Raw genomic sequence first — 21,201 nt, 5'->3', positions numbered from 1 at the left:
TTTTTTGTCATCCTGACGAAGGAAGGATCTTCGTAAGTAGCTCTACAAAGATTGGTGATTTAGCTTATGGAATTACTAGCGAAGATCCTTCCTTCGTCAGGATGACAAAAATGAGAAAAATCGGCTAAATCTGCAAAATCTGCGTGAAACAAAAAAAATAGACAACAGCTTCTGAAATTAAAACTAGACTTTCAATTCTTCTGCTAGAGCCAAAACCCGCTCAATAACTATATCAATATCTTCTTCTGTAGTAAATCGTCCCAAACTAAAACGAATTGAACTCAAAGCATCTTCATCAGATAATCCCATCGCTTTTAAAACATGGGAAGGCTCAGAAGTAACAGCCGAGCAAGAAGAACCATTTGAAACCGAAATATTTCCCAAAGCCATAATTAGCTTTTCTGAATTTACACCCGGAAAACAAATATTCGAAGTATTACAAATTCGGTTTTGAATATTTCCGTTTACAAAAGAATCTTTAAATTGTAATAAACCGATTTCTAGTTTGTTACGTAATATTTCGATTCTGTTTTTATCTTTTTCTAATTGATTTACAGCTATTTCTGCAGCTTTACCTAAACCGATAATTCCGGGAACGTTAAGAGTTCCACTTCGTAATTTTCGCTGTTGTCCGCCGCCAAGAATCTGAGGAAGTAATTTTAGTTTGGCTTTCGCCGAAATATACAAAGCACCAACTCCTTTTGGACCATAAAATTTATGTGCAGACAAAACCAAAAGATCAATTCCAAGAGTTTTTACATCAATCAGGATTTTTCCTGCAGACTGAGTAGCATCACACATAAACAGCACATTTTTATTTTTTAAAATGGTAGAAATTTCGCTGACATTTTGTATGACACCCGTTTCATTATTAGAAAGCATTCCGATGAAAACCAGTGTTTTAGCAGTAATTGTTTCATTTAAAAGATTAATATCTAAAAGACCGTCTTTATCAACTGGTAAATAGCTGATTTCGAATCCGATACTTTCCATAAAGTGACAAGTTTCCAATACCGCTTTGTGTTCTGTAGAAACTGTTATAATGTGTTTTTTTTCTTCATTAATCAAACCTTTAATCGCCAGATTTATGCTTTCTGTTGCGCCCGACGTATAAATAATTTCTTCCGTATCAGCATTAATTAAATCAGCAGTATGCCAGGCCGCATTTTCAACAGCTTCGTTAACCGTTAATCCTGCAATATGCTGACTTGTTGAGTTAGCGTAGAAATCTGTAAAATAAGGCAGCATGGCTTCCAAAACGCGTTCATCAACACGGGTTGTCGCATTATTGTCAAGGTAAATAGGTTGCTGATTCGGCATAGTAAAAACTTAATCTCGTAAAAATACAATTTTTCAAATTAAAGAAGAAATCAGCTTGATGCGCGTTTTTTTTAACGCAAAGCACGCAAAGGTTTATCGCAAAGAGCGCAAAGTTTTTTTTAAGTTAATTATCTAGATAATTGTAAAGTTCGCAAAGCTTTATCAATTCCAGCTTTGCGAACTTTGCCTTCGCTTAACACAATATGAGACAAAAAACCTTTGCGAACTTTGCGTTAAAAAACACCCCAAATATCAAATTCAGCTTTGCGAACTTTGCCTTTATTTACCGCAAACTGAGATAAAAAACCTTAGCGTTCTTTGCGTTAAAATCCACACCGAAATTGTAATTATTCTAAATAAGCCTAATGTTTGAATTTCATAATTTTTTGTGGATTAAGATTGTTAAATTTGTTAGGATGACCCAAAGTGATTTTGCTAATTTAAAATAGATAGAATGGCTTCTAAAAAAAATAATCCAAATGAAGTAACGGAGAATGACTCAAATTCTCGTCGTGACTTTATAAAAAAGTCGGGACTTTTGACCGCTCTCGCCTTTACACCGCCTTCGCTGGTAATGGCATCCGAGAATAAATGGGATGAAAAAATAGCTGAATATTTAGAGACAGTGCCGCTTTCTATCGAAGTAAATGGCAAAATGCATAATCTTAATATTGAGCCAAGAACTACTTTACTTGATCTTTTAAGAGAACAATTGCAGCTTACCGGAACCAAAAAAGGCTGTGATCACGGGCAATGCGGTGCCTGTACAGTTCACGTAAACGGAACCCGAATTTTATCGTGCCTGACTTTGGCAAGCATGCAGCAAAATGCTCAGGTGACAACAATCGAAGGACTTTCAAAAGGAAAAAAACTGCACCCAATGCAGGAAGCTTTTATCAAACATGACGGTTTTCAGTGCGGGTACTGCACACCGGGACAAATCATGTCGGGAATCGCCTGTATAAAAGAAGGTCATGCAAACAGCAGAGAAGAAATCAGGGAATACATGAGCGGAAATATTTGCAGATGCGGAGCTTACCACAATATCGTTGACGCCATAACTGAAGTGAAGGAAGGAGGGAAAGAGTTATGAAAAATTTCCAGATAATTAGAGCTTTATCATCAGGTTCAGCAGTAACAAATATCAGCAAAGAAAGTTCAGCGATGTTTATTGCAGGCGGAACGAATCTCGTTGATTTAATGAAAAAGAATGTTACAGCTCCAGATAAATTAATCGACATCAACGGATTAGACTTAAAGAAAATAGAATTTCTAAAAGGAAAAGTTTCGATTGGCGCTTTGGCAAAAAACAGTCAGGTTGCTGAGGATTCATCGATAAAAGAAAAACACCCTTTGCTGGCTTTGGCTTTAGCGGCCGGAGCATCTCAGCAAATCAGGCATATGGCAACGGTTGGAGGAAACATGCTTCAAAAAACACGCTGTTCATATTACTACAATAACGATATGCCTTGTAATAAAAGAAATCCAAAAAGTGGCTGCGGTGCGATTGGCGGTGCCAACAGAATGCACGCTATTTTTGGTGCTTCAGAAAGCTGTATTGCGGTTCACCCAAGTGATATGTGCGTGGCTTTGGCGGCTTTAGATGCTAATGTTTTAGTTGAAGGACCAAAAGGAAAACGACAAATTAAATTCACAGATTTTCATCGCCTGCCGGGAAATACGCCTGAAAAAGACAATACTTTAGAAAACAAAGAATTGATTACTTCGGTAGAAATTCCGGATAATAATTTTACTAAAAATGTGTATTATCTAAAAGTGCGTGACAGAACGAGTTATGCGTTTGCGCTGGTATCTGTTGCTGCGGCTTTAGATCTAAAAAATAATGTAATTAATGATGTGAGACTTGCCATGGGCGGTGTGGCACATAAACCCTGGCGATTAACTGAAGCAGAAGAGTTTCTGAAAGGAAAAACGGTTTCAGAAGAAATTTTTAAACAAGCAGCAAATTTAGCAATGAAAGGTGCAAGAAGTTACGGAGACAATGATTTTAAATTGACCTTAGCACCAAATGCCATAACGGAAGCACTTACAATAGCAGCATCAAAATAATTAGAATTATGAGCAAGACAAGTAATATTAATAGAGTTGACGGATTTGCTAAAGTAACAGGATCAGCAACTTATTCTGCCGAATATAAAACGCCTGGAGTTGTGTATGCCTGTTTGGTTGGAAGCACCATTGCAAAAGGAAGAATCAAAACCATTGATACTAAAAAAGCGGAATGGGCGCCGGGAGTTTTGGCGGTTATTACGCATTTGAATGTTGATAAACCTGTTGGCTATCAAAAAGCAAAAGACAAACATAATTTTGGACAGCCGCTTCAGATTTTCAAAGATGATTCGGTTTTGTATTACGATCAGCCAATTGCGTTGGTTATTGCGGATACTTTTGAACGTATGCAATATGCAGCAAGTTTAATTAAAGCCGATTATTTTAAAGAAGAACATTCGACAGAATTAAAAAAAGCGGCTGATAAGGAGAAAAAAGTCGATACCGATAAAGGAAATGATTATCACAGAGGTGTTCAGGATGGCTATAAAAATGCAGAAGTAATTTTAGAAGCTGAATATACGATCCCGACTGAAGTTCATAATCCGATGGAATTGGCTAATATTATTGCAAAATGGGACGGAAACAAACCTATTTTATATACCAAAAGCCAAGGTGTTGAAGGAACCAGAAAAAGTGTTGCCGGAGTTTTTGGAGTTCCTGCAGAAGATGTAGAAGTTCATTCTGAATATCTAGGAGGTGCATTTGGAATGGGATTGCATACCTGGCCCTATGAAATTGCGGCTTTAATTGGTTCTAAAAAATTAAACCGTCCAGTAAAATTGGTTTTACATCGCGAACAGATGTTTACCAATGTTGGTTTTAGACCTTTTACAATTCAAAAAATGGGTCTTGGGGCTACAAAAGCAGGAAAACTTACTGGTTTAACGCACGAAGCGGTTGCTATGACATCGAGTTATGAAGATTTTATGGAAGGAACGGTAAACATGTCGCGATTTATTTATGATTGCGAAAATGTTTCAACGCGTTACAGAATTGTGCCTTTAGATACTTGCACGCCAATCTGGATGCGCGGTCCGGGCGAAGCTACAGGTTCTTTTGCATTAGAATGTGCAATGGATGAAATGGCCTATAAATTAAACTTAGATCCAATTGAATTTCGAAAACTGAATTATGCCGAAAAAGATTTGGAACAAAATAAACCGTGGAGCAGTAAATATCTTCTTGAATGCTACGAAGGCGGAATGGAACGCATTGGTTGGAAAAACCGTAAAAATGAACCGGGTTCTGTAAAGGAAGGAAACTGGCTTGTGGGTTACGGAATGGGAACCGGAACTTTTGGCTGTTATAGAAGTCCAACTTCTGTAAAAGCAAAATTTTTACCAGACGGAAATCTGGTTCTGCAATGCAGCGTTAACGATATGGGACCGGGAACGGCCACTATGATGACAGCAATTGGAGCTGAAATTACCGGTTTACCTGTTGAAAATGTTATTATTGAAATGGGAAAAAGCGGATTGCCAAAAGGCCCAACGCAAGGAGGTTCGGCTACGACTTCTTCTGTAGGTTCAGCGGTACACGATTCTTGTAATTTATTAGTTAGTAAAGTATTGGAATTGGCTACGCAAAATCCAGTTTTTAAAGGAATTGCTATTACTGATTTGACTTTTGCAAATGGTTTGATTGCTGCTAAAAATGACAATTCTAAATCTATTGCTTTGACTTCTTTACTTGCTGAAAATAAGTTAGAAGGATTAGAAGTTGAAAATTTGTCAAAAGGAGCAGAGGAAGCTAAGAAATATTCTATTTATTCGTTTTCAGTTCACTTTGTAAAAGTATTAGTAAATCCGAATTTGGGTAAAATACGATTGGCTCACGTGGTTTCCTGCGCCGATATTGGAACGGTTATCAACCAAAAAACGTCTGCCGGACAAATGTATGGCGGAGCAGTAGGAGGTATCGGAATGGGATTGATGGAAGCTCTGGAAATCGATCATCGTTTTGGTCGTCCAATCAACAATAATTTTGCTGATTATCATGTTCCTGTAAATGCCGATATTGAAAAACAGGAAGTTTTCTTCGTAAATAAAAAAGATCCAATTAGCAACCCAATGGGAACTAAAGGTCTTGGCGAAACGGCTTTGGTTGGAATGGCGCCTGCAATTGCAAATGCTGTTTTTAACGCAACAGGAAAACGTGTTAGAGATTTACCAATTACACTCGATAAAATTATAGAAACCGTTAAGGTTTAAAACAAAAAAAGAGTCATTTTTCAATGACTCTTTTTTTATATCTGCAAAAGCTAAATTATTTAACCGTAATTGGCAATTCAACTGTTGTTTTATCCCATCCTATAACAAGATTAGCAACATTTCCCTGAGCTGTAAAAGCAATAGATAAAGCTTCGATTACAGTAGAAACTGGTTTTACAGGAACAGAAACTCTCACAACATCTTTGCTTTCATCATAAGGATATGCACCCCATAAATCTAGTTCTTTGTTGATGATGATTGTCCATTTGTCTTTTTCAGGAATAGCAAATAAGCTGTAAGTTCCTGCCGGAATGTTTTTACCATCAATTGTTACAGCTTTGTAAAATTTGATTTCGGTATTTTCATTAGCACCAACTCTCCAAACTTCTCCAAACTTAGTTAAATCTCCAAAAATAGTTCTTCCTTTTACAGAAGGTCTAGAGTAAATAACTTTGATAACTGGATTTGGATTATCACCTTTTTTGAATTTAACGGCTTTGTTTGGAAAATAAGAAATATCAACCGGACTTGCATCAAGCGGAGCAAATTTCACTACTTCCTGCGCCTGAACTGTAAAGGCAGCAAATAAAGTAACTGCCAATAAACATAATTTTTTCATAGGTTTACAATTTTTTAGAATAACTACAAAGTAAATTAATAATGAAGAAAAATCATATAAATTGCAGTCAGTTTTTTGTTAATGAATTGCTAACGGTGTGATTTTAATTTTGCTCTTTTTTCTTTTTATCATACCAATTCTGCATAATGTAAAAAGCTTTCTTTTTATTACCATCATTTGAGATTAATCCTTTACGGTTGTATTCGTCCTGAATTCCAGGAAGAAGTCTTCTTGGCGATCTGAAATCAACTAAAATCCATGGACTTAATCCGCTTAAATGAGGAATTTTTTCGATCATTTTCAGGTTTTGGATGTATAAATATTCCTGAAACTCTTCTGTCCAGCGTTCATTTTTTTCTCCGTGTAAACCTTGTTTGGCATCTCCTCCAAACTCAGAAACAATAACAGGTTTGTTGTATTTGGTTTTCCAGAAGATTTTTTCAGCATCTTCAAGTTTTCCGCCGTACCAGCCTAAATATTGATTGAAAGAAATAATATCTAAATAATCACCAATAGCATCGTTGATAGTTCCGAATCCTTCTGCATCGCTTTGTGTTAATAAAGCCGCACTGATTAATCTTGTATTGTCTAAAACTTTAGTATGGTCAACCAATTTTTTAATGAAAGCATTTCTAGCGTCAGAAATTGGCGTTTCATTTGCCATAGACCAAATAATAATACAAGCTCTGTTTTTATCTCTTGTAATAGCCGCAGTCAATTGATCTTCGGCATTTTTATAAGTGTTATCGTTTGTAAATTCAACTGTCCAGTAAACCGGAATTTCCTCCCAAACCATTAATCCCATTTTATCAGCTTCTCTGATAATGTTTTCATTGTGTGGATAATGCGCCAAACGAACATAATTACAGCCCAATTCTTTTGCCCAGTTTAATAAACGTAAAGCATCTTCCTGAGAATTCGCACGCCCGCCTTTTGCATTTTCTTCGTGAATCGAAATTCCTCTTAAAAAGATAGGTTTTCCGTTTAATAAAATTTTATCTTCCTTAGTTTCAATAGTTCTGAAACCAATTTTATCATTTAATTTTTGTCCGTTAAAATCGATTGTAACATCATATAATTTTGGATTTTCAGGCGACCAGTATGAGATTTTTTTAGCCGGAATTTCAAAATTTAAAATTCCGTCAGCACCAATTTTTCCTTTGTAATTGATTTTTAATTCAGGAATAGAAACTGATGCCTGATTTTTTGCCGGATCTAAATTATTGATTTTAATAAAACCTGAAATCACAGCATTATTATTCTTTTTAAGCTGAATCGTGTAATCTTCAACAAATGAAGCTTCTTCTTCAATTAGAGTCACATCGCGTGTAATTCCGCCATAATTCCACCAATCGGTATTAAGCGTTGGTACATCTTCTTTATGGCGTGTGTTATCAACTTTAATAACCAAATAATTATCTTTTGGTTTTATAATCGAAGTCACTTCATAATTAAATGGCGTAAAACCGCCTTCATGTCTTCCCAGTTTTTTTCCGTTTAAATAAACATCAGCTTTGTAATTGATGGCTCCCAAATACACAAAAAGACGTTTATTAGCTTTAAGATCATAATCAAAAGATTTTTTGAACCAAACTGTTCCTTCGTAATATTTCAGTTCAGGAACCTGCGAAGTCCAGTCGCCCGGAATATTGATTTTTGGCGATTTATCAAAATCGTATTCAACTAATTCCTGTTTGTTTTGGGCATGATAATTACTATAATATGCCGATTTTGGAGCTTTTTCCTGTTTGTCGTAAACATCGTGGTGAAAACTGTAATAACCTGTTTCATAAGGGTCAACGATATAATTCCAAACTCCGTTTAAAGATGTGGTATTTCGGTTTGGAACATTCGAAATTAAGCCTTGTGATTGTCCGGCGTAAAATGTGGTTAGTAGTAGTAATGTTAGGATTTTTTTCATTCTTATAGTTGTTTTTGTGTAATATTATTTGTGGTTTTACTGATCTGTAGTTCCTACGGAACATTATTTGGGCGTGATATTCGTTTTCGCCGGATTTTATCCGGCGCTACCGATATTTCGTTCCTAACGGAACTTTTTTAAATCCTTAGAATCTTTTTAATCTGTGGCTAAAAAAACTTAGCGAACTTAGCGTAAATCTTAGTTGCCTTTGCGGTTAAATATTTAAGGTTCAATCTTCAAATATTCACCTTTAAAACTCTGATTCAAAGCTGTCATTTCAATCGGATTTCCTGAGCCGTCAGGAATAACTTCTATCGATGCTTTTCCGTTTGCCATTTTTATTGATTCACTTCCCGTTGGCGTTCCTTGGTTTTTCATTGTTTTTCCGCCTTTCAAACATTGAAAATAAACACTTTCCTCATAATCCAGACAACGTAAATTGTTATTGTCAATTGCAATTGCCGTAACCAGATAATTACCATTTTTCAGTTTTTCTGATGATAATTGCAAAGATGAAGCCGTATCATTTTTTGTGAAACGGTAATTGACTTTTATCGTATCTGAAACCGTTTTGCCATCTTTAGTTTTTCCAATGGCAATCAGCGTATTATCTCCTTTTTTAAAATTAACATCCCAAGTTAAACCATTTGCAGGATATAGCGAAAGATTTCTTTGTTTTTCTCCAAGAGATTTTCCGTCGTGTAGTAATGTAACTCGCTCACAATTACTGAAAACGCTGATTGTTCGTGGCAAATTTTCAGGTCCCTGACGTTCTGTCCACGTATGCGATTCTATGTAAGCGAAAGGTTCTTTTGACCAATAACTTTTAAAAACATAATACGCATCTTTTGGATTTCCGTTTCGGTCGACCAAACCTTTTTGATTCATGTACGGAATATCATCTTCCGGACGTAAAGGCGTTGCAAAATCCTTAAATGCCCATTGAACATTTCCCACAAAATTTGGGTCATTCTCGGATATATGCAAGTGCCAGTCAAATAAATCAACGATATAATTTTCGCTCCAGTCGCCAATTTGGGCGATATTAGCCACTTTGGTCTGTACAATAGCTTCTTCCCAACCTTCAGCTTTTATGACATTTTCGCCCGTAACCGGATTTTCGCTGTGACGCCCAACGTGGCTGTCGCCGCCATATTCGGCATGAATAAAATGTTTGTATTCTTTTTTATAAACGTCAATTGCTTTTTGATAACTTTTATAACTTCCGGAATACCAGCCAGACCAGATAGAAGGAGAGAAGACATCCACAATATGTGAACCTTCATAATATTTTCTAATGGCTGTTTTTCTGGTTGGATCCAGTTTATGCGCCATGTCATTTAATTCCGTTAAAAAGACATTTGTTTTCTCGGTATTGTCTCCGTTAGGAAAATCCGGAAGCCAGTTCATTTCGTTTCCTAAAGACCAAATTATAATACTCGGATGATTGTAATTTTGATTGATGATTTCTGCCAGCATATTTTTGGTATTCGTCTGCCAAAGTTCATCGCCAATTCCGCCGCGGCACCATGGTAATTCATCCCAAACCAAAAGACCAAGTTCATCGCAGGCTTTATAAATTTCAGGGTCTTGCGGATAATGCGCCAAACGAACAAAATTTGCGCCCATATCTTTTATCGATTTCATATCGGCCCAATGCTGTGCGTTGCTCATGGCAGCGCCAACTCCGGCTTGTTCTTCATGACGATGTGTACCGCGAATCAACAAACGTTTTCCGTTTAAATAGAAAGGACCGTGATCTTTAAACTCAAACCATCTGAAACCTACTTTTTCAGAAACGCTGTCTTTAATTTGATTTTTTTCAGATAAAACAGCCTTTAAAGAATACAAATTCGGTTTTTCGGTATCCCAAAGTTCAGGATTTTTGATGTTTTCGAATGATATTGTTGAAGTTTTATCTGAAACAGAAATAGTTTTACTTGCAACTTTTTTCCCTTTCGGATTTTTGAGTGTTACGGTTAACGATAAATCTTTAGAATTATCAGGATTTACAAAAGAAGAAACAATTTGTACCGAAGCTTTTTTTGCCGAAACTTCCGGTGTTGTAATCTTCAAATTATCAATATGATTTTTGTATTTCGAAACAAACCAAACGTCGCGCGTGATTCCGCCATAAATAAAGAAATCACTTTTTTGAGACGGAATAATTTCAATGTCATAACTATTATCAACACGAACAAAAATATCGTTGTTTCCTTCTTTAATAAAATTGGTAATGTCTATTGAAAAACCAATATAACCGCCAATGTGTCCGCCTGCTTCTTTTCCGTTTACGTACACTTTTGTGGTAATATTTGACCCTTCAAAGTATAAAGAATAAACGCGGTTTTTATCAATATTCGAAATATTTAATTTCTTTTGATACCAGCTTGCATCGCGACGATAACCCGGATATAAATCGGTTGCATCTTCGGCATTCCAGGTATGAGGTAAATTTAATGAAGTCCAGTTCGTGGCTTTTTGTGCTTCATTTAGGTTTGATGTATGGTTTTCAAGATATAACCAATTGTCATTAATATTCATCTTTGTCTGAGCAAAAGAGCTGCTCAGACAAATCTGAAAAAAAACAAAAAGCGCAAAAATTGAAAAAGTTTTATTCGGTTTATTCATAGTTTTTTTAGGTTCTGAGGTTCTAAGATTCTGAGGCTAAAAACCTTAGTCCCTCAGCAGCTTAGTACCTTTGTTACTTCTTTCTTAATAATGCTTCCAAAAAATAATAGTCAGCGTAAATTATTGGTTCGTCAATTTCATCGTGTTTTGGCCAGTTTCCTGTGCTGTGATCGAATAGGAAAGGAGCCTTAATTTTAGAATCTAAAATATATTTATCTGTTTGAACCGATGCCATTAGTTTATCGGCGAAAGCCAGATAACTTTTATTATTTGTATAGCCGTACAATTCATATAATCCCGAAGCCATAACCATTGCTGCTGAAACATCTCGAGGTGAATTTGGAATGGCCGGATCTTTTAAATCCCAATACGGAATTCCGTCTTCCGCCAGGTTTTTATTATTCATAAAAAACTTTGCTGTGGCTTCGGCTTGTTTTAAATACGCCGGATCTTTTGTGTATCGATACGACATTGTAAATCCGTAAACTGCCCAGCCTTGTCCGCGCGCCCAAACCGAATCATCATTAAATCCTTGTAAAGTTGTTTTCTTTCTAACTTCTCCCGTATTCGGATTATAATCAATTACGTGATAACAAGAGTTGTCTTCTCTAAATTGATTTTTTAAAGTTGTGTTGGCGTGTTCAATCGCAATGTCGCGATATTTTGGATTTCCTGATAATTTAGATGCTTCAAAAAGCAATTCCAGATTCATCATATTGTCGATGATAACCGGATAATCCCAAATTTCTTTGTTGAAATCCCAGGAACGAATCGAACCCACTTTTGGATTAAACCTTGTGCATAAAGTTTCGGCGCCTTTAATAATTACTGCTTCGTATTCTTTCTTGTTTTCCACTTTCAGCGCTTCTCCAAAACTGCAAAACACTTTAAAACCTACGTCATGCGAATTACTGTTGACACTTTCTTTTTTACTGAAAGGAGTCCATTTTTGAGCTTGTTCTTTGTATTTTGAATCGCCTGTTAATCGGTATAACTGCCAAAGATTTCCGGCAAAAAAACCGCTTGTCCAGTCTCTCGACGGAACTTTGCGAATCTCATTGGTTTTGATATTCATGCTTCTTGGCATCGACATAGAATCTACCGGATAATCGAGTAACATTTTGTAACGCGTTTGGAGTAAATTATTTGCCGCTGCTGTACTTTTTGTTTGATGATTAACCCCAGATTTGCACGCTGTTACCAGCGATGCAAACCCCAGGATTAAAATGAAACTAACTTTATTCATACTACTAATTAATCAAATTTTTAGTTTCCAGACTAAATTTTATACGCGGATTTCATGGATTTATTTCGCAAAAATGCAGATTTTTTTCTCTCGCAGATTTGGCAGATTTGGCTGATTTTTCTATTTCCAGCAGATTAAAAATATTTTTTAATTCAATCTGCTTAATCTGTAAAATCTGCGGGAAACAATTTATTTGCACTTAAAAATTCTGCGAAAATCCGCGGTTAATAATAATTGTTTTTAAATTAATAACCAGGATTATTTGGTTTTAAATTTGGATTTATTGCCAGTTCTGTTCCCGGAAGCGGCCACAAATAATCTTTGTCAGGATTAAAATTGGCATGTGGTTCTAATCCATTCGGACCAAATACTTCAGGACCGTTTTTCAATCTTTTAATATCGTACCATCTGATATATTCAAATGCTAATTCTAATCTTCTTTCATCGATAACCATTTTTCTAAAATCTTCTTTAGATAAACCTGGTGTTACATTTGCCGGAAAAGAAACCTGTTTTCCTGCTTTATTTCTTGCTCTTGCACGAACTCGGTTTACATAACCATCGGCTTCTGTAGTTCCCGGATTAATTTCATTTAAGGCTTCTGCTGCAGTCAGTAAAACTTCGGCATAACGCATTGTGATGTAATTATGCTGGGAAGTTCTTCCGTTTGCACCTGCTTTTCCCGGAAAACGGAAATATTTTGCAATATGCGGACGCGGCGCTTTTTCGTTATCACTTGAAGGATAAACCTGCAATGATCCGCCCGGACCGGTTTTCTTTCTAATAATGGTATCAAAACTTACTGCTCGTCTGTAATCTCTTTGATCCCAGGTATTAAACACTTTTAATGACGGAACTGCAACCGAAAATCCCTGTCCGTAGCTGTAACTGTCATCTTTTAACGAACCTGTAAAAAACGCTGTATAATCCTGACCGTAATTTCCTGATGTTAAGTTATTAAAATCTACTGTAAATAATGGCTCTTTTAATGAAGCTGCTTTTGTAGCATTGAACAAATCCTGAAAATCGGCATCAAGACCTAAACCAAATTTAGCTTCGTTTGTAATAACATATTTTGCTTCGTCATACGCTTTTTGATACTGCCCTAAAGTTAAGTAAACTGAAGCTAAATATCCTGCTGCAGTACCTTTTCCCGGAACAGCTTTTACTTTTGGTTTGTCTTCAAGCCATTGTTTTGCAAATTCAAGATCGGCAATGATTTTTAGATAAACATCGGCTTCTTTTGTTTTTCCGATAGAATTTACCTGAGAAACATCATTCACTACAAAATCAATGTACGGAATATCGCCAAAAAGACGAACTAAATGATAGTAAGTAAATGCTCTTGCAAAATAAGCCTGTGCTACAATTGCGTTTACTTTTGCAGGATCTCCGGGTGTCTTTTTAGCACCTTCAATAGCTTGATTTGCAGCTGTAATAATGACATAAGACTGCGGCCAGAAGTTTGCCACAAGTGCATTTGTATCGTTCATCGACATGTCATTTACATCGATACGTGCTGCCTGCGTGGTTCTGTCGCCAATGTCCGCCATATCATCGCGAAGCATTAAAGCGATTGTAAATTCTCTTCCCCAATAATTATTGTGCGCGATGTTGGCAAAAGCTCCGTTTACAGCGGCCTGCAAATCATCGGTATTGTTGAAGAAGTTTTCCGGACGAATAATTCCTACCGGTTTTTCTTCTAAATCAGAACAGCTAAAAAAGGTCAGTGTTCCTAAGAATAGAAATGCTATATATTTTTTCATAATATTTTTATTAAACTAGAATTTTACATTAAGACCCATTGTAAACGTTCTTACGTTTGGATATCCTCCATAATCTAATCCTAAGTAAGTGTTACTTCTTGCATTAGTGTCGTTTAAATAGCTTGTTTCAGGATCTGTTCCCGGATAGTTTGTAATGGTCCAGACGTTTTGCGCACTCACATAAAAACGAACTTTACTCAATCCCATTTTCGAAACGATGTTTTCATTTAAGCTGTATCCTAAAGAGATATTTTTTAAACGAATGTAGCTTCCGTCATAAACAAATCTTGAGGTAACTCTTTTTGTTCTGGCCGCATTTTTAGGAACATTTGTATCTGTGTGTGTTGGTGTCCAGGAGTCTAAAACTTCAGTAGTAGCATTGTTGTTTCCAGATGCTAATTCCATTAAAGTATAGTTTAAGATTTCTCCTCCTTCTGAACCTTGGAAGAAAATATTCAAATCAAGATTTTTGTATGTAAAATCATTGTTTAAGCCAAAGATGAAATCTGGATTCGGATTTCCGATAATCGTTTTATCCTGAGAATCTAATTTTCCGTCACCATTATAATCTCTGAATTTTTCGCCACCCGCAGTTGTTTCGAAGTTTCCTGGCAAAACAGTTTCGCCCTGCTGAATTACGCCATCATAAATAAATCCAAAGAAAGAACCAACCGGCTGCCCAACTCTTAAAATCTGTGATTCTGTTGCCAAAAAGTGACCCGGAGCCGAGTTAATCAATAAATCTTTGTTATCAGCTAATTTCAATACTTTGTTTTTGTTTGAAGAAATATTGAAGCTTGTATTCCATGTAAAATCCTGACCTATAAAGTTTTTAGAATTAATACCCAATTCCCAGCCTTTATTTTCTAATTCTCCAACGTTTTGAAGCTGAGAAGCAATTCCCGAAACTCCCGGAAGTGGTCTGTTGAATAATAAATCTTTTGTGATCGTTTTATAATAATCGGCTGTAATGCTGATTCTGTTGTCAAATAAACCTAAATCAATACCATAATCCTGCTGATAAGATGTTTCCCATTTTAAGTTTGGATTATCTAATGAAGTTAACTGCACCGCATTTGTAATCACGTCACCGCTTACATAATAAATTTCAGAAAATCTCGAAAGCGTAGAGTAAGCACCAATTGATGGGTTTCCGGTTGCTCCGTAACTCGCTCTTAATTTAAGATTTGAAATCGTTTTGCTGTCTTTTAAGAAGTTTTCTTTACCAATATTCCATCCAATTGCTCCAGAAGGAAAAGTTCCGTATTTGTAGTTTTTACTAAAGCTTGAAGAACCATCTCGTCTGGCTGTGAACGTTAGTAAATATTTATCATCATAATCAAAATTCAACCTTCCGAAAGCAGAAATCAATTCGGTTTCAGATAAATTAGAATCTGGTTTTAAAAATACTGTTCCCGCGCCAAGATTTCTATATGAATTGGTATTCGTTAAAAATCCTCTTGAAGCCGCATACGAACTTTCATTTTTGTTTTTTTGATATGAATAACCACCAAGAACCGTTAAAACTCCTTTGTCGATAATTTCACGTTTAAAAGTCAAATAATTCTCTGTTAAGAAAGAAGAAAATCTGGTGTTGTTTACAGAAGCTTCTCCTTTGATATTTTTTCCTGCAATCAAAGTGGAAGGAATAAATCTTCCGGTTTGAGAATTAGTATCTGTTAAACCTAAAGTCGTTTTAAAATCTAAATCTTTAGTGATTTTGTACTGTCCAAAGAAATTATTTCTGTTGGTGATAGAAACCGTTTCCAGAATATTTTCCATCGCAGTTGCATACGGATTATCAATATCGTCACCAATAGGTGCCGTTGTTGTATATGTTCCGTCTTCATTATAAATTCCTTTATCCGGCATAAATCTGTAAGCCGATGCAATTACACCCGCAGCTCCCGTTCCTCCGGCGCCTGTTTGGCTCACAATTCCGTCTTTATTTTGTTTGCTTGTAAAAGTATTTAAACCCACTTTGAATTTTGGAGATAAATCGGCCTCAAGATTAGCAACAATCGTATATCTGTCAATTCCTGAATTAATTACAACACCATTTTGGTTGAAATACGTTCCGGAAACATAATATTTCACCGTATCTGAACCTCCGGAAAATGATAATTGCGTATTCGAAATCATTCCGTCACGATAAATCACGTCTTGCCAGTCTGTATTTGCAGGACCTTGCGTGTGTGTTGTAAAGCTTTTTCTGTACGCCGCAAACTGATCTGCATCTAATAAATCCAGTTTATTGTTTACCGTTTGCACAGAAGTCGAATTGCTGAATTCAATTACTGGTTTTCCCGGTTTTCCTTTTTTAGTAGTAACCATAATAACCCCGTTTGAACCTCTGGAACCGTAAATAGCAGTCGCAGAAGCATCTTTTAAAACCTCAATAGAAGCAATATCCTGAGGTGCCGGCATCGAAACTCCCGCAAAACCATCGACAACTACAAGTGCATCACCGCTGGCATTAATAGAAGTTCCTCCACGAACCCTGATTTTTACAGGCGCTCCCGGTTCACCACCATTATTGGTTTGTACCGAAACCCCCGCTGCACGACCCTGCAAAGCCTGCTCTGCACTTAAAACAGGATAAGCCGTTAACTCTTTTGCCGTTACAGAAGATACAGAACCTGTAATGTCACTTTTTTTACGGGTTCCATAACCCACAACTACCACTTCATCAAGAGTTTTGGTATCTGGTTTTAAACTTACGTTGATTGCAGTTTTGTTTCCAACCGGAATTTCAACAGTTTGATATCCTACGAAATTAAAAACTAAAACAGCATTTTTTTCTGAAACAAAAACAGTATAATTTCCATCCATATCCGTCGTTGCCCCAACAGAAGAATTCTTGATATAAACATTTGCACCAGGAAGCCCAAGTAAATCTTCGCTCGAAGTTACTTTTCCGGTAACTTTTCGTTCCTGTGCATTCATCATGATAGCTGCTAGTAAAAAAAATACAAGCAAATACCATCTAAACGATTTAATTTGTTCGTCTGTAAACATTCATTTTTGGTTTAAAAGGTTAATGTTAGATAAAATAGAAAAGCAATAAACTCATTCCGATTATCACAATGACAAATAAAATTTGCAGTAATAAAAAGTTTGTTTTTCTGATTTTCATATCGCAAATGTAGAAGCCGAAAACGATATAGAAATACAAAAAAGGGTATCTAAAAATACAGATACCCTTTTTTAAGCCTTGAAAACAGTGGTTTTTTAAATTACAACCGAAGATTTGTAAAATTTATCAGAATATTGAGACGGAGTTTCGCCGTATCTTTTTTGAAAGCATTTGCTAAAATATTTTGGATTGTTGAAACCAACTTTATAACTAATTTCTGAAACATTTAATTTGTTTTGTTCCAATAATTGAGCGGCACGTTTTAATCGTATTTCATGAATGAATTCGTTTGGTGTAAAATTCGTCCAGGCTTTTACTTTCAAAAATAACATGGTACGGCTGACGCCCAGTTCTGAACAGAAAAACGGAATATCAAATTGTTCGTTTGAAATATTATCCTCTACAATTTTAAATGCTTTTTTCAATAACTCCTCGTCCAGAGAAGAAACTGTAATTTCAGACGGAATAAAACTGTCTTCGCTTGAAAATTTGAGTTTTAAACGTTCTGTTGTGTTTAAAAGGTTTTTTACACGAAGTTTAAATTCCATTAAATTGAATGGTTTACTGATATAATCATCGGCACCGCTTTCTAAACCTTCAAATTTATATACTAATGATGATCTCGAAGTCAGTAAAATAACCGGAATATGACTTGTTTTGATATTTTCCTTTATTTTAGAACAAAGTTCAGTTCCTACCATTTCGGGCATAATAACATCGCTGATAATCAAATTCGGAACAAATTTTAAAGCCTTTTCCAGCGCCATTTTTCCGTTTTCGGCTTCAATAATATTATAATCTTTTTTGAGCAGATTTTTCATGAATTTTCTCAGAACCTTGTGATCTTCGACAAGTAAGATAGTCTGCTTTTCTTCGTTTACGATTAAATCTTCAATGTCTTCATTTTCGATAGTTTCTGAAGGTTCAAGCTGTGCCGCATATTGTGCAATATCATCGCTTATTTTAAAATCAGGAATAATTTCGCTGTCTGAAAGATGTTCACGCCCAAGCGGAAGCGTCACTTTAAAAATAACCCCGCCCGTTGGTTTATTCGTTACATCGATCGAACCTTTGTGCAGTTTCACGATATTTTTTACAATTGAAAGTCCAATTCCGGTTCCTTTATTATAGTTTTTCTGAACCTGATTGTGCGTTGGAACTTCAAAAAACAAATCAAAAATTTTGTCGATATGTTCCTCCGAAATTCCAACTCCGGAATCTTCAACAGCAATAAAAAGATTTTCGGTGTCGTGGTTTATTTTAATATTGATGCTTCCGCCTTTTGGTGTATAGCGAAATGCATTTGAGATCAAATTATAAAATACACGTTCCAGTTTATAGCGGTCAAAATATACCAGAATTTCTTCGTCAGAAGTTTCAAAAGTATAATCGTAACCGCCGTCTTTGGCATATTCTATAAAAGATAAAAAGATTTCTTTAGTGAATTTTACGATATTTCCGTTTGCAGATTCCAGTGTAACCTGATCATTTTCAAGCTTTCTAAAATCCATTAAACGATTAATTAAACTCAAAAGATGATTGGCGCTTCCTTCAATCACCAAAAGCTTTTTGTACATTTCGTTTGTTCCGTTATAATCAGCCAGAATTTGTTGTAAAGGCCCTAAAATCAAAGTCAAAGGCGTTCTGAATTCGTGCGAGATATTGGTAAAGAAATCTAATTTTAGTTTATTGTTTTCTTCAATACGTTTCGTTTCCAGATATTCCAGTTCCAGTTTTTGTTTCAGTCTCGCTTTCGATTTCATAATCCAGATCAAGCCGTATAAGCCTAAACCAATAATAATTCCATATAGCATAAATGCCCAAATGCTGCGCCATGGAGCCGGATTTACTACAACGGTAAGCGTTGCCGGAGTTTTATTCCAAACGCCGTCGTTGTTTGCGCCGCGAACTTCAAAAACATAAGTTCCCGGATTTTGAATAGCAAAATTAGCTTCAGCATTTTTAGTTGTTGTCCAGTTATTTTCTAAACCAATTAAACGGTAACTGTATTGATTGTTTTTTGATCGAATGTAATTCGGAATCGCAAAGTTTATTGAGAAATTAGCCTTATCATAATCCAGTGTTATAGTTTGGGTAAAACCGATGCTTTTTTCCAGAATTCCGTCTTCGTCATTTGCGTGTACAGTTTCATTTTTGATTTTCAAATCGGTAATTAAAACCTGCGGAGCGTATTGATTTAAGGAAATTTTTGTGGCATCAAAATAAGTAGCGCCAGACGGACTTCCAAAATAAAACTGATTCGAATCTAATTTTAAAGCCGAATTATCGTTGAATTCGTTACTCGCCAATCCGTCTTTTTGGTCATAAATGACAATGCTTTTTTTAGTTGTATTGTATTTAATAATTCCCTGATTTGTACTGATCCACAGATTTTTATCGTCATCTTCTAAAATAGAATGAATAGAAGTTATAACTGTATTTCCTATTTTAAGATTGATATGGTTGAATTTTTTACCATCAAAATAATGAAGTCCTTTTGCTTTTGTTCCTACCCAGATTTTGTTTTGCGAATCCTGAAACAAAGTCAGAATATCATCGCCGGATAAAGCCGAATGATCGTAAAAGAAATGCTGAATAACATATTTCTGCGGATTGAAATTTCTAAGCGGAATTCGGTTCAAACCATTTTGAGTTCCGACCCAAACATAATTTTGTTTGTCAACTAAAATTGTTCGGACAATATTGTTGGTTAGAAAAACAGGTTTTGTATTGTCATTTCCAATAATTTGGAAAGTTTTATTTCCTATATTATAACGAATTAAACCTTTTCCAAAAGTTCCAATCCATAAAATAGAACCTTCCGTTTTTAGAGAATAAACACCGCTTTCTTTTAAAAGAGAAATCAAATCCGGAGCAATTCGATTGTCTTCAATTCTTTTTGAAATCGTATTGTAAGCCGATATACCTTTAGAAAAAGTCCCAATCCACAAAATATGATCGTCAGAAAGGCACATCGATTTGATGTCGTTTTTATTCGCCTGCCCGGTTTTGCTGTTAATATAACTTACGGCTTCGGTGTTTTTATTATAAACCGTGATGCCGCCGCCTTCTGTTCCAAAATAAATATTATGATTTTTATCGGCAATAATAGAACTAACCACATCAAAACTCATCGGAATTTTTTTCGAATTCTGATTGTAATTGGAGAAATTCACATTCGATACATCCCAAAGATTCACGCCTTTGTAATAACAGCCAATCCAGATCGAACCTTTTCGATCCATAAAAATCGATTTTACTTTGTCGATTCCGTTGCTGTTATTGCTGTTATTTATTTTCTGCACACTTTTATCCTGACCTAAAATATAAATTCCGTCGTAAGCGCCAATCCATAAAGAACCTTGTTTATCAATAACTAAAGATCTTATGTCAGTATTGATTTCGCGGTATTTTTCAGCATCCAAAAAAGAAACAAAAGCCTTTTGTTTTTGATCAAATTTTAAAAGTCCTTTATTTTTTGTTCCAACCCATAAAAATCCACTTTTGTCTTCAATAACCGATTGTACAGTTAATAAATCTGTGGCATTTAGCGGATAATTTTTAAACGAAAAATTACCATTTTTTCTATTCGTTAATTGGCACAAACCTTTTGTAGTTCCAATCCAGATTTCGCCTTTTTTGGTTTTTAAAATGCTCAAAATATTATTGCTTGGAAGAGTAGAAGGATCATCATCTGAATGAAAAACCGAGGTAAATAATCCAGTTTTTTTGTTATAAATTGTTAATCCTTTTGAAGTTCCAAACCACATTTCACCGTCAATTTCGCGAATGCTCCAAACAGCATTGTTGCTAATTGTATGATTGGTTTTAGTATGCAGATATCTCGTAAATTTATTCGAAACCGGATCGTAACAGTTTAATCCATTGTAAGTTCCCACCCAGATTTTTCCTGAATTGTCTTCTTCAATTGCCAAAATATCATTGTTGCTAATGGAAGATTTATCATTGACATCGTTCCTAAAAATAGTAAACCTGCTGCCATCGTATTTATTGAGTCCGTCGCGTGTACCAAACCACATCTGTCCAAACTTATCCTGATGAATGGCAATGACAGAACTCTGCGAAAGTCCGTCGGTTGTTGAAATATTTTTAAGGCGGTATTTATTTTGGGAAAATAGATTTCCGAAAACAAGTACAGTTACGAGAAAAGCTATTTTGTATTTCATAGCGTTTATTTTTTTAGGTTCAAAGTTGCAAAGGAGCAGAGGAGCAAAGTTTTTTCTCATTTTTGTCATTTCGACGAAGGAGAAATCTGCAC

The 21,201-nt window shown here is 35.7% G+C and carries 11 protein-coding genes; 3 read left to right on the top strand and 8 right to left on the bottom strand.

Annotated features, from left to right (window positions below; genetic code table 11):
* Positions 1 to 183: 183 nt before the first annotated feature.
* Positions 184 to 1,320, bottom strand: coding sequence for a cysteine desulfurase family protein (locus ABDW27_RS02730; RefSeq protein ID WP_343694523.1), 1,137 nt, complete (start codon positions 1,318 to 1,320; stop codon positions 184 to 186).
* Between the two features lie 454 nt (positions 1,321 to 1,774).
* On the opposite strand from ABDW27_RS02730, the gene ABDW27_RS02725 reads away from it, so the two are divergent.
* Genes ABDW27_RS02725 through ABDW27_RS02715 form a run of 3 tightly spaced genes read left to right on the top strand, consistent with a single transcriptional unit; the run spans position 1,775 to position 5,603 of the window.
* Complete coding sequence (locus tag ABDW27_RS02725; protein ID WP_343694522.1) at positions 1,775 to 2,413, top strand: 2Fe-2S iron-sulfur cluster-binding protein; 639 nt, start codon at positions 1,775 to 1,777, stop codon at positions 2,411 to 2,413.
* Positions 2,410 to 3,390, top strand: a complete 981-nt coding sequence (locus ABDW27_RS02720; RefSeq protein ID WP_343694521.1) for a xanthine dehydrogenase family protein subunit M — start codon at positions 2,410 to 2,412, stop codon at positions 3,388 to 3,390. Before ABDW27_RS02725 ends, ABDW27_RS02720 begins: the two co-directional genes overlap by 4 nt.
* 8 nt (positions 3,391 to 3,398) lie before the next feature.
* Positions 3,399 to 5,603 (top strand): xanthine dehydrogenase family protein molybdopterin-binding subunit, encoded by a 2,205-nt coding sequence (locus ABDW27_RS02715; protein WP_343694520.1) that lies wholly within the window; start codon positions 3,399 to 3,401, stop codon positions 5,601 to 5,603.
* Between the two features lie 55 nt (positions 5,604 to 5,658).
* On the opposite strand, the gene ABDW27_RS02710 is transcribed toward ABDW27_RS02715, so the two are convergent.
* From ABDW27_RS02710 to ABDW27_RS02680, 7 genes are all read right to left on the bottom strand, one after another.
* Complete coding sequence (locus tag ABDW27_RS02710) at positions 5,659 to 6,222, bottom strand: DUF2911 domain-containing protein (RefSeq protein WP_343694519.1); 564 nt, start codon at positions 6,220 to 6,222, stop codon at positions 5,659 to 5,661.
* Between the two features lie 103 nt (positions 6,223 to 6,325).
* Positions 6,326 to 8,143, bottom strand: a complete 1,818-nt coding sequence (locus ABDW27_RS02705) for a glycoside hydrolase family 2 TIM barrel-domain containing protein (protein WP_343694518.1) — start codon at positions 8,141 to 8,143, stop codon at positions 6,326 to 6,328.
* Between the two features lie 222 nt (positions 8,144 to 8,365).
* Positions 8,366 to 10,687 (bottom strand): glycoside hydrolase family 2 TIM barrel-domain containing protein, encoded by a 2,322-nt coding sequence (locus ABDW27_RS02700; RefSeq protein WP_343694517.1) that lies wholly within the window; start codon positions 10,685 to 10,687, stop codon positions 8,366 to 8,368.
* Positions 10,688 to 10,847: 160 nt separating this feature from the next.
* On the bottom strand, positions 10,848 to 12,020 hold the full coding sequence (locus ABDW27_RS02695; RefSeq protein WP_343694516.1) for a glycoside hydrolase family 88 protein: 1,173 nt from the start codon (positions 12,018 to 12,020) through the stop codon (positions 10,848 to 10,850).
* Between the two features lie 245 nt (positions 12,021 to 12,265).
* A complete protein-coding gene (locus ABDW27_RS02690) occupies positions 12,266 to 13,786 on the bottom strand; it encodes a RagB/SusD family nutrient uptake outer membrane protein (RefSeq protein ID WP_343694515.1) in 1,521 nt (506 codons plus the stop codon).
* Between the two features lie 15 nt (positions 13,787 to 13,801).
* Positions 13,802 to 16,804, bottom strand: coding sequence for a TonB-dependent receptor (locus ABDW27_RS02685; RefSeq protein ID WP_343694514.1), 3,003 nt, complete (start codon positions 16,802 to 16,804; stop codon positions 13,802 to 13,804).
* A gap of 213 nt (positions 16,805 to 17,017) precedes the next feature.
* Entirely contained in the window at positions 17,018 to 21,109 is a 4,092-nt protein-coding gene (locus ABDW27_RS02680; RefSeq protein WP_343694513.1) for a two-component regulator propeller domain-containing protein, read from the bottom strand.
* Between the last annotated feature and the right edge of the window lie 92 nt (positions 21,110 to 21,201).

The organism is Flavobacterium sp. (assembly GCF_039595935.1).
Lineage (GTDB): Bacteria > Bacteroidota > Bacteroidia > Flavobacteriales > Flavobacteriaceae > Flavobacterium.
The sequence above is the reverse complement of the archived record's forward strand: the minus strand, read 5'-3'. Positions and strand labels throughout refer to the sequence as shown.

What these genes read in the sequence shown, in the direction of transcription:
- ABDW27_RS02730 (WP_343694523.1), bottom strand. Translation starts at nt 1,320, where the DNA reads ATGCCGAATCAGCAACCTATTTACCTTGACAATAATGCGACAACCCGT.
- ABDW27_RS02725 (WP_343694522.1), top strand. Translation starts at nt 1,775, where the DNA reads ATGGCTTCTAAAAAAAATAATCCAAATGAAGTAACGGAGAATGACTCA.
- ABDW27_RS02720 (WP_343694521.1), top strand. Translation starts at nt 2,410, where the DNA reads ATGAAAAATTTCCAGATAATTAGAGCTTTATCATCAGGTTCAGCAGTA.
- ABDW27_RS02715 (WP_343694520.1), top strand. Translation starts at nt 3,399, where the DNA reads ATGAGCAAGACAAGTAATATTAATAGAGTTGACGGATTTGCTAAAGTA.
- ABDW27_RS02710 (WP_343694519.1), bottom strand. Translation starts at nt 6,222, where the DNA reads ATGAAAAAATTATGTTTATTGGCAGTTACTTTATTTGCTGCCTTTACA.
- ABDW27_RS02705 (WP_343694518.1), bottom strand. Translation starts at nt 8,143, where the DNA reads ATGAAAAAAATCCTAACATTACTACTACTAACCACATTTTACGCCGGA.
- ABDW27_RS02700 (WP_343694517.1), bottom strand. Translation starts at nt 10,687, where the DNA reads ATGAATATTAATGACAATTGGTTATATCTTGAAAACCATACATCAAAC.
- ABDW27_RS02695 (WP_343694516.1), bottom strand. Translation starts at nt 12,020, where the DNA reads ATGAATAAAGTTAGTTTCATTTTAATCCTGGGGTTTGCATCGCTGGTA.
- ABDW27_RS02690 (WP_343694515.1), bottom strand. Translation starts at nt 13,786, where the DNA reads ATGAAAAAATATATAGCATTTCTATTCTTAGGAACACTGACCTTTTTT.
- ABDW27_RS02685 (WP_343694514.1), bottom strand. Translation starts at nt 16,804, where the DNA reads ATGTTTACAGACGAACAAATTAAATCGTTTAGATGGTATTTGCTTGTA.
- ABDW27_RS02680 (WP_343694513.1), bottom strand. Translation starts at nt 21,109, where the DNA reads ATGAAATACAAAATAGCTTTTCTCGTAACTGTACTTGTTTTCGGAAAT.